Raw genomic sequence first — 13,488 nt, 5'->3', positions numbered from 1 at the left:
GGCGACCTGTCCGCGCTGACCGGCGCCGCGGCAGGCGGGCGTCGTCACGGCGCCGCCGCGGCACGGCGAGACGACGCGGACGACGGCGCTGTGACAACGTCCACACGCCGCCGCAGCGCGCCCGTCGCGTTGCGCGGAATGAGCGAGACGCCGGAACATGACGACGCGACGCCCGGCACGCCGGAAACGGCGGCGGCGGGCGGGCGCGCCAAGGCGATCGGCGCGCTCGTGTACTTCTCCTCCGCGTCGGAGAACACGTCCCGGTTCGTCGCCGGATTGAAGCTCGGCGAGGCGGGGATCAACGTGTACCGGATTCCGCTGAAACCGAACGCGGCGATGCTCAACGTGCGCGAACCGTACGTCATCATGGTGCCCACATACGGCGGCGGCGACGCTCGCAAAGCCGTGCCGCCGCAAGTGAAACGATTCCTCAACCATGCGGGCAACCGCGCGTGGATCCGCGGCGTGATCGCCTCCGGCAACACGAACTTCGGCAGCGCGTACGGCGCGGCCGGCGACATCATCGCCGCGAAATGCCGCGTCCCGTACCTGTACCGCTTCGAACTGATGGGCACGCGCGAGGACAGCCGCAAGGTGCGCGACGGCCTCGTGAGGTTCTTCACGCGGTAGCCGGACCGCGACACGGTAGCCGGACCGCGATACGACAGCCGAAACAACAATCGACCGAAAGACCAACACTTCCATGACCACCATCGGAACCACCTACGATCCGTCCACCGACTACCATGCGCTGAACGCGATGCTCAACCTGTACGACGAGCACGGGCTCATCCAGTTCGGCAAGGACAAGGAGGCCGAGCGCGCCTACGTCGCGAACGAGATCGAGCCGAACACGAAGCGCTTCGCCACGGCCGGCGAGCGCCTGCGCTGGCTCATCGACCACGACTACTACGACGGCGACGTGTTCGCCCGCTACGACGCCGATTTCCTCGAGTCGTTCTACGCGCACGCCGCGGCGTCCGGCTTCGAGTTCGAGACGTTCCTCGGCGCGTTCAAGTTCTTCCGCTCCTACGCGTTGAAGTCGTTCGACGGCAAGACGTATCTCGAGGACTTCCCGCAGCGTTGCGCCGCGGTCGCCCTCGACCTGGCCGCCGGCGACGAATCCGCCGCCACCGCCTATCTCGACGAGATGCTCGCCGGCCGTTTCCAGCCGGCCACGCCGACGTTCCTGAATCTCGGCAAGGCGCAGCGCGGCGAGCCGGTGAGCTGCTTCCTCGTGCGCATCGAGGACAACATGGAGTCGATCTCGCGCGGCATCAACGCGGCCCTGCAGCTGTCGAAGCGCGGCGGCGGCGTGGCGCTGCTCCTCTCCAACCTGCGTGAGCTCGGCGCGCCGATCAAGCACATCGAGAACCAGTCGAGCGGCGTCGTGCCGGTCATGAAGCTGCTCGAGGACTCGTTCTCGTACGCGAACCAGCTGGGCGCGCGCCAGGGCGCTGGCGCCGTGTACCTGAACGCGCACCACCCGGACATCATGCGCTTCCTCGACACGAAGCGCGAGAACGCGGACGAGAAGATCCGCATCAAGTCGCTCGCGTTGGGCGTGGTCGTGCCGGACATCACGTTCGAGCTCGCCAAGCGCAAGGAGCGGATGGCGCTGTTCAGCCCGTACGACGTGGAGCGCGTGTACGGCAAGCCGTTCGCCGACATCTCCGTCACCGAGAAGTACGACGAGATGGTGGCCGACGACCGCATCAGGAAGACGTACATCGACGCGCGCAAGTTCTTCACGACGCTCGCCGAGCTGCAGTTCGAATCCGGATACCCTTATCTCGTCTTCGAGGACACGGTCAACCGCGCGAACCCGATCGACGGCCGCGTGACGATGTCGAACCTGTGCTCGGAGATCCTGCAGGTGCAGGAGGCGAGCACCTACCGCGAGGATCTCTCCTACGAGCACGTGGGCCGCGACGTGTCCTGCAATCTCGGCTCGCTCAACATCGCGAAGGCGATGGACGGCGGTCTCGCCGGCACGGTCGAGACGGCGATTCGCGCGCTGACGGCCGTCGCCGAGCACACGTCGATCGACGCGGTGCCGTCGATCCGACGCGCGAACGACGAAGGCCACGCGATCGGCCTCGGCCAGATGAACCTGCACGGCTTCCTCGCGCGCGAGGGCTTCCGTTACGGTTCCGACGAGGCGCTCGACTTCACCGACATGTACTTCATGACCGTCGCCTACCACGCCTACCGCGCGTCGCACGACCTGGCGGTCGAGCGCGGCAAGGCGTTCGTCGGATTCGAGCGTTCCGACTACGCGAAGCCGGCCGGCGCGGGCAACTACTTCGACAAGTACACGGACGGCCGCGCCCCCGCCGCGCCGCGCACCGAGCGCGTGCGCGAGCTGTTCGCGCGCTACGGGGTCGCGGTGCCGACCGTCGCCGATTGGGAGGCGCTGCGCGACGCGATCCTGCGCGACGGGCTGTACAACCAGAACCTGCAGGCCGTGCCGCCCACCGGTTCGATCTCGTACATCAACCATTCCACGTCGTCGATCCACCCGATCGCCTCGAAGATCGAGATCCGCAAGGAAGGCAAGATCGGGCGCATGTACTACCCGGCGCCATACATGACCAACGACAACCTCGAATACTTCCAGGACGCCTACGAGATCGGATGGCAGGCGATCGTCGACACGTACGCGGCCGCCACGCGCCACGTCGACCAGGGCCTCTCGCTCACGCTGTTCTTCCCGGACACCGCGACCACGCGCGACGTGAACAAAGCCCAGATCTACGCCTGGCGCAAGGGCATCAAGACCCTCTACTACATCCGCATCCGCCAGCAGGCGCTTGAAGGCACCGAAGTGGCCGGCTGCGTCTCCTGCATGCTCTGATGGAGCGTCGTCTGCGTTGCGGCGGACTCGACGTACCTCCGTACGCCTTCGCCCGCCGCGCCTTGACGCCGCACACATCACGCACGATTCCACGGGGCCGACCATGGAACTGACAAGAAGGGGAACATCATGTCGAAGACCGTGTACCGCTTGATCCTGCGGCTTACCGCACCCGAGGAGTTCACGGACCGCGACGATCGCGACAACGAAACGGACTGAATCCCGGATCGACCCGACGATTCCACCGCACGAGCGGGAGGAGCCGGCATGCATTGCACGACCGTAAAGACTCGGCCAGAGCGGCCCGGAGCGTGTCGCGCGGTGCATGCCGGCTCCTTCCGCGGACATACGCACAACCGAAACGTAACAAAGCAAGGAGAAGAACCATGGCGCCGATTTCCGTGCCGCGCAAACCGCTGAAGCTCATCGACCGCGTCTCCGCGATCAACTGGAACCGGCTCGAGGACGAGAAGGACCTCGAGGTGTGGGACCGCCTGACCGGCAACTTCTGGCTGCCGGAGAAGGTGCCGGTCTCGAACGACATCCCCTCGTGGCAGGCGATGAGCGAGGAGGAACACACGCTCACGATGCGCGTGTTCACCGGTCTGACCCTGCTCGATACGATCCAGGGCACGGTCGGCGCGGTGTCGCTGATTCCGGACGCGCTCACCCCGCATGAGGAGGCCGTGTACACGAACATCGCGTTCATGGAGTCCGTGCACGCGAAGTCGTATTCGTCGATCTTCTCCACGCTGTGCTCGACCGAGCAAATCGACGCCGCGTTCGCGTGGAGCGAGGAGAACGAGTACCTGCAGAAGAAGGCGCAGATCGTGCTCGACTACTACGAGGGCGACAGCCCGCTGAAGCGCAAGGTCGCCTCGACGCTGCTCGAATCGTTCCTCTTCTACTCCGGCTTCTACCTGCCGATGTACTTCTCCAGCCATGCGAAGCTCACGAACACGGCCGACGTGATCCGCCTCATCATCCGCGACGAGGCCGTGCACGGCTACTACATCGGCTACAAGTACCAGCGCGGGTTGGAACGGGTAGGCGAGGCGAAGCGAGAGGAGCTGCGCGAGTACACGTACGACCTCCTGAACGAGCTTTACGACAACGAGGTGGAGTACACCGAATCACTGTACGGCGGCGTGGGGTTGACCGATGACGTGGAGAAGTTCCTGCGCTACAACGGCAACAAGGCGCTGATGAACCTCGGCTACCCGGCGCTGTTCCCGGCGGAGATCTGCGATGTGAATCCGGCGATCATCGCGTCCCTGTCGCCCAACGCGGACGAGAACCACGACTTCTTCTCCGGTTCCGGCTCCTCCTACGTGATGGGCAAGGCCGAGGAGACCGACGACGACGATTGGGACTTTTAAAGGGTGCCTCCGGTTCACGATTTTCGCCGGTCCGGAATCGTGAACCAGAGGCCTGTTCATATGAACACGGGAAACCGCGCCGTTCCACCATTCCCCGATGATGCCGATGTTCGATAGTGGGCGATTCCGGTTCACGATTCCTATGACGGGAAAATCGTGAACCGGGGACCTATAGAACAGCCCCTTGGGCGATGGCCTGCAAGGCCGCCAGATGCCCGGCGAGCGCCCGACGCCCCTCCGGCGTGATGGCCGCCCAGGTGACCATGTGACGGGTCGATTCGCCCGGCCGCTTGGTCAGGGCGATGTACCCGTCGCCGGCAAGCGTAGTGAGGTGGCGGGAGCACATCGCGTCGCTCAGCCCGAGTGCCTCGCGGATGTCGGCGAAACGCATCTCGCGAACCGAGGAGAGCAGTCCGCAGATGCGCAGACGCGTCGGCTCGTGGATGACGGCGTCGAACCGGGGTTCGACGGCACCGGTGTCACGCCTGCCCGGCACCTTGCCCGAGCCCGGCACCTTGCCTGCATCACCGCCCATGGCGTTCACCGCCCCTCCTTCTTGATCGTCGCGACGAAGTATCGATCGTACAGGTAATCCCAGAGGGCGAGCACCGCGCCCATCATGACGCCGATGACCATGGGCATCTCCGGCATCGCCGACTGATGGAGCATCCACCACAGCAGCAGGACGAACACGCCAATCTGGACGATGAGCTGCGCGATCAGCACGACCCACATGAACGCGTTCCGTGGCCGCAGTTCGCCCATGAACACGCTGTAGTCGGAGCCGATCTGGCGTTTGCGCCACTCTCCCAGCTCGAACAGCGCATAGCACAGCGCCGCGGCCGCGGCCATATACGATACCGATTCGAGCAACGGGAATCGGGCTTCCACGAGCCAGCCGTCCGCATCGAATTCGATGACGGCGAACTGTGCGAACAATTGCGCACACAGCAGGTACATGACCCCGGCGATCACGCCGTTGACCGGATACCACCATTTCGGGGGCATCAGCCGTTCGGCGTTGCCGTCGCGGTCGGCGGCTATCTGGTCCAGCGCCGCCGCGGCCGCCGCCGGGTCGATGGCGGGCTGCGGCGCGCCGGTCCGGCTGTCGGTCCGGTCCGGGGGTCCGGCGGCTGCGCTTGATGCATCGGCGCCGGCAAGGCCGACGGTCTTGACGGTTCCGGCGGCAGCATGGGTCGCTTCGGTGATTCCGACGGTGTTCAGAGGTGTCGTGGCTATGATGGGTCTCCTTGCGTTGATGACGGCGCGCCTGCGGCGGCGCGCGAAACGTTCCGTGCGATGGGCTGTCTGATTGCACAAGCGAATGATGATTCGACCGGGAGGAGATGGCGATGTCGACATGACCAGTATATCACTTTACTTGTATGAAAGTAAAGTGATACCCGTGATTCCGTCTCACGATTCCCGCTCCAACGGAATCGTGGGTCACGAGACAAGTTGCTGCTGCTTATCATCCGAAAACGTGGGACTCTCCCACATTTTTGGTTCCAAAAATGTGGCTGCCACGCACATTTTCGAAGGATAACCGTGACGTTATCCGCATCTCGCACTCTGGCAACGCGCAAGATCGTCTAACCGCTTGACAGAAAGACCGTTCTTCGCCATAATTCCAACCGCGTTTGCCACATCGGCGGAATCGTGGACCGGCCCGGCCGGCAAACGGTGGTTGAATAGGGGTATCTGACTTCGAACAAGGAGCGACCCATGATCAACGAGGAATACAAGGCGATGCTGGGCGGCAAGTCCGTCATCCGCGAGCTGAGCGAGTACGCGACGGCGCGCGGCAAGGAGATCGGCTACGAGAACGTGTTCGACTACTCGCTCGGCAATCCGAGCGTGCCCGCCCCGCCGGACTTCGCGAAGACGATGGTCGACCTGTACGAGCACGGCGATCCGGTCGCCATCCACGGCTACTCCCCGTCGCTCGGCATCCCGTCCGTCAAGGAGGCGATCGCCGACTCGTTGAACCGCCGCTTCGGCACCAGCTACACCGGCAACCACATCTTCCCGACGACCGGCGCGGCCGGCGCACTCGCGCACGCGATGCGCGCCGTCACCAAGCCGGGCGACGAGATCATCACGTTCGCGCCCTACTTCCCCGAATACCAGCCGTACGTGAACGGCACCGGCGCGCACCTGACCGTCATCCCGGCGGACACCGCGAACTTCCAGATCAACTTCGACGCGTTCGAGGCGGCCCTCAACCCGAACGTGCAGGCCGTGCTCATCAACACGCCGAACAACCCGTCCGGTGCCGTCTATTCGGCCAAAACGCTGAAGCGCCTCGCCGCGATCCTCACCGCCAAGCAGACCGAATACGGCCACGACATCTTCCTCATCAGCGACGAACCGTACCGTGAGATCGTGTTCGACGGCAACACGCAGCCGTACCCGGCGAACTTCTACGCGAACACGCTCACCTGCTACTCATGGTCGAAGTCGCTGTCCCTGCCGGGCGAGCGCATCGGCTACGTGGCGGTGAACCCGACCGCCACCGACGCCGACCTGCTCGTGCCGATGATGGGCCAGATCTCGCGCGGCACCGGCCACAACTGCCCGCCGAGCTCGATCCAGCTGGGCGTCGCGAAGGTGCTCGACGAGACGAGCGACCTCTCCGTGTACGAGACGAACATGAACCTGCTGTACGACGCGCTCACCTCGATCGGCTTCGACGTGGTGCGCCCCGGAGGCACGTTCTACATCTTCCCGAAGGCGCTTGAGGAGGACGCGACCGCATTCTGCCTCAAGGCGAAGGAGTACGACCTGATCCTCGTGCCGTCGGAGAGCTTCGGCGTGCCCGGCTACTTCCGCATGGCCTACTGCATCGACACGGAGAAGGTCAAGCGCTCGATCCCCGCGCTGGAGAAGTTCGCCAAGGAACAGTACGGCCTGAACTGATTTCCCGTACGGAACGGCCGGTCCACACGGGCCGGCCGTTCGCCGTCCTGTCCCCCGCCTCGTCCCGTTCCGCACCCCGTTACATTCCGCACCCCCGTTACATTCCGTCCCATTCCGCGGGCGTACGTTCCGCACGGCAATATCCGGGGTCTCCGTCGAGAACGTACACTGACGATTTCTCAGCGTACGTTCTCGACGGCGGCGGACGAAAATCCCGTCGAAAACGTACGCTCCGGCCAACAGCCGCTCCGCCCTGCCGCGAGCCCCGCCCCGCCCGTCCGCGACTCCCGCCCGTTCCGCCCTACACACCCCGGCATCTTGGCGCGACATGTCCGTTTCCTGAGAAATGTCTTAGGGGGGGGGGGACGCTTGACCCTGAAGAAGCGCATCGTCAGGTGATGCGCGGGAAGGGTTACAGCCATGAAGCACATGGGCAAGGTCGCCGCCATCATCGCCGCGGCGAGCATGCTGCTCACGGGCGTCGGCACCGCATACGCCGACGACGCCGCGGGCGTGAACGATGCGCCGGCCGCCGCCACGCAGCAGGACGGACAGTCCGGACAGGCCGATGCCGGCACCACCGCCGACCAGTCCGGCGCGACCGACGGCACGGACGGCAAGTCCGACGCCACGCAGCAGAACGGCGCCACCGCCGACCAGTCCGGCAAGACCGACGAGCAGCCGAAGGCGGACGTGAAGGCGGCCACGCCGCAGTCCCAGGCCAAGGCCGCCGCGTCCGGCGCCGCGATCGCCTCCGTGGACGCGCCGCAGGGCGTGCTCAAGGCGGGAGTGTCTCAGAAACCCACCTCGAAGCCGACGTTCAAAGTCAGCCTCACCGGCCTGACCGCCGGCAAGACCTACGGCGTGGCGAGCAACCTCAGCTCTGACTCCACGAAGCCGAAGGCCGGCGATCAGGGACGCGTGTACAACACCCCGTCCTACGGGGACGGGGCCAACACCGTGTTCACCGCCACCGGCGCGACCACGACCGTCGAGCTCACGTACGAGGGCGCGAACATCGCCTCCGCATGGTTCGCCCTGTTGGAAAGCGACAAGGGCATCGAATCGAATGAGGTCGAGGGCGTGTACACGAGCGTCGTCGACAAGACGGTGGACGTCGTCAACCTTCCGGGCACCGTCACGCTCGGCCGTGTGCAGGTCGAGGATGTCGGCCAGCACACGGCCGGACTCAAGGCGCACTACACGATCGACCCGAAGATCATCGGCGACGTGACCAAGATCTGCCTAGCCACCACCGTGGTCCGCGCGTACACGCTGCGCGGCAAGTTCACTGCGAACGTAGGCACCGGCGGCGAGCGCGAAGCGTGGGATTGCACGACCGGCTACGTCGACGACAAGGACGACACGACCGGCACCGCCTATCGCGTGATGAACATGGCGTCGTGGATCAACGACACCCAGACGCTGACCGGCCAATGGTTCAGCAGAGGTTCCTGGAAGACCCCGGACGCCGGCGAGACGCTCCCCGAGTCCGGCGACATCACGAGCACCATCGTCGGCCTGAACTCCGGCACCAAGTACGGCAACTGGGGTTACGAAGGCAACGAATCCGATGGCGTCGCCGTGGCCCTCCTTCTCCAGTCCCAGACCACGGTGAACGATCCGATGTCCATGATGTACTCCGGTCTCGCGCTGACGTTCAGCGACGGATCGATGTACGTGGGCAACGGGTACCACGCCGAAGACAAGGCCCTGCAGAACGTGCCCGACTTCACCACGCAGCCAGCCACGGCCGCTGAATCCTCCGACAAGCTCACCGACGCGAACCGCAACGGCGTAATCGGCGCGAACGACGGCAAGGCGACCGCCGGCTCCACGTACCGCCTATACGTCGACAGCCTTCAGGACACGGCCGCCTGCAAGGCGAGCGTCGCGGACAACCAGTACTGCTACTGGGCGGGCTACATCTACTCCGACCCGAAGCGTCTCGCCTCGGCGGACGGCACGTCGTCCGCGGTGCGCGTCGACGAGAACAACAAGGCGTATGTCGAATACACCATCCCCGCCGACTACACGGGCGCACACAAGATCGCCGTATACGACGATTCCGGCAACCTGCTCGGCTGGGCGCCGGTGACGGTCGGCAAGGCCGCTCCGGGCGCGAACGGCGCCAACGGCGCCGCGAATGGCGCGAAGCTGTCGAACACGGGCGCGGCGACCGACATGATCGCCACCGCCGCGGCCGCGCTGCTGCTCGCCGGCGCGGGACTCGTCACGTTCCGCCGCCGTCACGCGTAACGTTGCGTGGCGTGATGGCGTGACATGACGTGATTGCACGACCATGCGAGACGCCATCACAGCCGGCTAAGGCATCCGACACGAGGGAGGGAGGATCGTTTCACCGGTCCTCCCTCCTTCGTTCATTCCCGCCACACCAGCACCCTACACGCGTCCGGCTTTACTCGGGTCGATGGTCATCGTCTGGAAACGGTTCGCCATGTACGCGTCGCCGTAGTGCGTGGCGAACCATTGGGTGATGGGCGAATCCTGCGGCAGTCCCGCCATGCGGCCGTACCAGCAGTCGAGCGCCATCAGCGTGAACACGATGTCGACGAGCATCAGCACCGCGCACACGGCAGTCAGCGAATACCGCACCTTCCACGGGATCCGGTTGATGAGCGCGAGCAGCCGCGGCAGAATCCAGCGCACCCACACCACGCCGATCAGCCCCCAGAACACCATGTATTTGCCGGACGTGCGCCCGTCAATCGACAGCCATTGCCCGGTGTAGTCCCATGCGGTGATGCCGAACGCCACCTCCATGAACCAGCTGGTCGCGTATTCGAACGTGCCGCCGATCACCGCGCTCGCGCAAAAGATCAGGAACGGGTTCGACTTCCACAAGCGGTTCAGCGCCACGGTGACGAGCACCGCCCCACATCCGTAAATCGGCGAAAACGGGCCCCAGAGCAGCCCGGCGCGGTCCTGGAGTTCACCGTGGTACATCGCGAAGTGGTACACGGTCTCGATGGCGAGGCCGAACACGCACGCCACGGTGAACAGCCAAAAGATGTTGAAGAAGTCGAGCGCGATGTAGCCCTTGCCGGACGGGTCGCGCCCGAGCATGCCGGCGCGCACCGCAGCATCGTAGGCGTCGCGGTCGTCCATCCGTTTGAGCGCACGTTGGAGCCGTCGCTCCTCGGCGAGTCCGGGATCGCACGCGATGGACACGGCGACGAGGATCGCCATGCCCACGGCCGGCGCGATGAGATTCACGCCGAGACCGTCGAGCGCGAGCGACAGCATGCCTTCGGCGAGCGTGACCGGCATCAGCACGTACGCCCAGCGGGCCGCGTAGCGTCGCCGGTTGCGCAGCAGCAGCACGCCGAACACGATGAGCGCAGCCGCGTCGGCGATGAGGACGAGTGCCTGCATTCCGGTGAGGATGGCGGTCAGACTGGCGGCGTGGAACGTGAGTTCGCCGCGCATGATCGCACGCACGGCGGCGATGGAGGCGAACACGACAATCGGCAATGTGACGAGCCCGTCGAGCAGCACGATCACGCCGTACATGCGGATGAGCCACGGCAGCCGTTGCGCGTCGAGACGGCTTTGTTCATCGAGTTCTGCGGCGACGAGGTCGGCGGCCACCGCCGCCTCCTCGCCCGCCGGGGTGCTTTCGTCCGATAACTTCCCCATGACGACTCCTTCCCACGCACGATGCCAACAGGCTAACATGCCGGTTACACGCTCCCGTCGGCGGGACATCGCCGTGAAGCAAACGCCGGAGGCGTTTGTAGGCGATGTACGAGCCGACAGGCGAGCCGATGTGGGGTCGGCCGCAGACCGTCCGTGATTGCGGGGCCCGCGAAGCGCAGCGAAAAGGCACGCCTACAGACAAGGACCGTACAGGGTGCTCCCGCCGGCGGGAGCTGGCCCGCGAAGCGGGACTGAGGGTGGTCCTTGTCGGCTCGGACGGAGACCACCCCCACCCGGCTCCGCCGGGAGCCCCCGCCAGCGGGGGCAGAGTTCAAGCCCGCCATTGCCGAGCCTGAGCCGTCAGCGCGATGTCCCGCCAGCGGGGCCAAGGAACGGTCCAACAGCGGGGGCAGGATGGCGGGGCTTTCAGGAAACGGTCAAGAATCCTCCAGAACTCCCTTCGTAAGGTCGAAGGCGACCTGAACGTTTGCGCAAGGGCTTTCCCCGGAACCGGCGGTGTACTGATACCAGCAAGCATGAAAGGCCCGCCACCGCAAGCATCGCGGCGGGCATGACGAAAGGCACGATCATGGGCATCAGGAACACCTCCGGCAAGCGGCGGGGCGTCACCACCTCCACCAGCTTCCGCGAATCGCACGAAGACGGCACGGGCCGCGGCACGCGCCGCAACCACAGCGCCCGCAGCGCCCGCACCGCCCGCACCGCGCAGGTCACGACCGGCAAGCTCGCCGCGATGGCGGCGGGCGCGGCGCTCATCATCGGTTTCGGCGGCGGCGCGGCCGGCACGGCGCTGCTGCGCAACACCTCCGCCCGCGGCAACGACATCATCGTCTCCGGTCAGGCGGCCGGCATGGGCGGCGCGAACACGATGACCTACGACTACTCCGGCACGTACACGGCGGCGCTCACCGCCGACGGCGAGGAGGTCGCGTCGTCCGACACGACGGCCGCGACCGACGCCGACCAGAACGCGGCCCTCGCGCAGAACGGCGGCACGCTGACGCTCACCGGCGCGACGCTCACCAAATCCGGCGACTCCGACAACGCCGACAACAACAACTTCTACGGCACGAACTCGGTCAGCCTGACCGTCGGCGAGAAGTCGAAGACCGTCATCGACGGCTCGAAGCTCACCGCGGACTCGTCCGGATCAAACGGCGTGTTCGCGACCGACTCGGGCACCGCGCTCGTCCACGGCACGACGATCTCGACGACCGGCGACAATTCCCGCGCCCTCGACGCGACCTACTCCGGCACGATCCTCGCCGGCGAGGTCACCGCGGATACGCAGGGCGACCACAGCGCGACCGTTGCCACCGACCGCGGAGGCGGCTCGATCTCGCTCAACGACGCGGACCTGAAGACCGCGGGCTCCGGATCGCCACTGCTCTACTCGACCGGCGACGTGCAGGTGACGAACGTGACCGGCACGTCCACCGGCTCGCAGATCGCCGGCATGGAGGGGCTCAACACGATCCTCATCAAGGATTCGACGCTGACGAGCACCGTCACCGGCAAGACGGCGAGCGACCCGGTCGCCAACGGCGTGATCATCTACCAGTCGACCTCCGGCGACGCCGAATCCACGACCGGCGAGCACGCGACGTTCCAGGCCGCCGATTCGACGCTGAAATCGTCGATCGAATCCGGTTCGATGTTCTACTTCACGAACACCACCGCCGACGTGGTCCTGTCGAACACGACGCTCGACTTCGACTCGTCGAAGGCGGCGCTCATCACCGCGGCCGGCAACGACGCGAACAACTGGGGGTCCGCCGGGTCGAACGGCGCGACCGTCACGTTCACCGGGCGCAACCAGACGCTCGCCGGCACGGTCAGCGCGGACACGATCTCGTCGGTCACGTTGAACCTGCTCGACGGGTCGACGTGGACAGGTGACGCGAGCATCACCGAGAACGCGAACGCGAGCGACGGCACGACGAGCGACGCGCCGATCACGGTGAACGTGGACGGCTCCTCCACGTGGGTCGTGACCGACAGCACGACCGTCTCCGCGCTGAACGTCGCGAACGGCGGCAAGGTCGTCGACGCCGACGGGAACACGGTGACGATCAAGGCGAACGGCAAGACCGTCGTGAAGGGTGATTCCGACGTGACGGTCACCGTGACCGGCGACTACGCGACGACCCTGCCCGACACGGCCACCGGCGACGACACCACGCTCGCCACCGACCTGATCGACCGCTCCTCCTACGACACCCAGTTCACCACCTCCACCACCTGGACGATGTGATTCCTACTTCCCGAAAGGACCCCACCATGACGACCAACGACACGAACAAGACCCAGGTGCTCGACACCACCACCGCGACCGCCGAGACCACGGCGTTGCCCACCAATGCGACCCCCGCCGCATCCGTCGATGCGACGCAGGTCATCCCCGAGGAGGCGCGCCCGGCCGCGGCCGATGCGCGAACCGCCGCGGAGCCGGCGTGGGCGTCCGCCCAGCAGCCGGCCTTCCAGCCGGCCGGCGCCCAGTCCCGCTACGCCGGCGCGAACGCCACCCCGAACGGGTTCGCCGCTCCGGGCGCGCCGCAGGCACCGTATGCGCCGGGCGGCCCGGCCGGTGCCGCTTCCGGTACCGGAGTGCCCGGAACGCCCGGTACCGGCATCCCCGGCACTCCCGCGGCT

At 66.0% G+C, this 13,488-nt stretch carries 9 protein-coding genes and 1 pseudogene; 7 read left to right on the top strand and 3 right to left on the bottom strand.

The genetic code is table 11. The features are described from left to right. Positions 1–138 precede the first annotated feature (138 nt). The 3 genes from nrdI to nrdF all read left to right on the top strand — a co-directional run bounded on the left by nrdI (position 139) and on the right by nrdF (position 4,236). Complete coding sequence (gene nrdI / locus BSTEL_RS11105; RefSeq protein WP_034530421.1) at positions 139–630, top strand: class Ib ribonucleoside-diphosphate reductase assembly flavoprotein NrdI; 492 nt, start codon at positions 139–141, stop codon at positions 628–630. A gap of 73 nt (positions 631–703) precedes the next feature. Further along, positions 704–2,857 carry a class 1b ribonucleoside-diphosphate reductase subunit alpha gene (nrdE, locus tag BSTEL_RS11100; RefSeq protein WP_051923096.1) on the top strand — a complete coding sequence of 718 codons (2,154 nt, stop codon included), beginning with the start codon at positions 704–706 and terminating at the stop codon, positions 2,855–2,857. 386 nt (positions 2,858–3,243) lie between these two features. Next, positions 3,244–4,236 (top strand): class 1b ribonucleoside-diphosphate reductase subunit beta, encoded by a 993-nt coding sequence (gene nrdF, locus BSTEL_RS11095; RefSeq protein ID WP_034530415.1) that lies wholly within the window; start codon positions 3,244–3,246, stop codon positions 4,234–4,236. Between the two features lie 169 nt (positions 4,237–4,405). Here nrdF and BSTEL_RS11965 read toward each other — a convergent pair whose 3' ends face one another. Further along, complete coding sequence (locus BSTEL_RS11965; protein WP_084686300.1) at positions 4,406–4,771, bottom strand: transcriptional regulator; 366 nt, start codon at positions 4,769–4,771, stop codon at positions 4,406–4,408. A gap of 5 nt (positions 4,772–4,776) precedes the next feature. Continuing rightward, entirely contained in the window at positions 4,777–5,556 is a 780-nt protein-coding gene (locus tag BSTEL_RS11085; RefSeq protein ID WP_034530413.1) for a hypothetical protein, read from the bottom strand. A gap of 405 nt (positions 5,557–5,961) precedes the next feature. On the opposite strand from BSTEL_RS11085, the gene BSTEL_RS11080 reads away from it, so the two are divergent. Continuing rightward, on the top strand, positions 5,962–7,155 hold the full coding sequence (locus BSTEL_RS11080) for a pyridoxal phosphate-dependent aminotransferase (RefSeq protein ID WP_034530412.1): 1,194 nt from the start codon (positions 5,962–5,964) through the stop codon (positions 7,153–7,155). 420 nt (positions 7,156–7,575) lie between these two features. Then, positions 7,576–9,414, top strand: a complete 1,839-nt coding sequence (locus tag BSTEL_RS11595) for an LPXTG cell wall anchor domain-containing protein (protein WP_051923095.1) — start codon at positions 7,576–7,578, stop codon at positions 9,412–9,414. Positions 9,415–9,558: 144 nt separating this feature from the next. Here BSTEL_RS11595 and BSTEL_RS11070 read toward each other — a convergent pair whose 3' ends face one another. Beyond that, positions 9,559–10,815, bottom strand: coding sequence for a putative ABC transporter permease (locus tag BSTEL_RS11070; RefSeq protein ID WP_034530411.1), 1,257 nt, complete (start codon positions 10,813–10,815; stop codon positions 9,559–9,561). Positions 10,816–11,386: 571 nt separating this feature from the next. Here BSTEL_RS11070 and BSTEL_RS11065 point away from each other — a divergent pair. Together BSTEL_RS11065 and BSTEL_RS11060 are read left to right on the top strand one after the other, a co-directional pair. Continuing rightward, positions 11,387–13,090: a beta strand repeat-containing protein gene (locus BSTEL_RS11065; RefSeq protein ID WP_238567707.1), complete on the top strand. Its 1,704-nt coding sequence runs from the start codon at positions 11,387–11,389 to the stop codon at positions 13,088–13,090. A 26-nt stretch (positions 13,091–13,116) separates the two neighbouring features. Beyond that, positions 13,117–13,488: pseudogene (locus BSTEL_RS11060) on the top strand (hypothetical protein); the annotation flags it as partial.

Origin of the sequence: Bifidobacterium stellenboschense (assembly GCF_000741785.1) — a bacterium.
Lineage (GTDB): Bacteria > Actinomycetota > Actinomycetes > Actinomycetales > Bifidobacteriaceae > Bifidobacterium > Bifidobacterium stellenboschense.
The sequence above is the reverse complement of the archived record's forward strand: the minus strand, read 5'-3'. Positions and strand labels throughout refer to the sequence as shown.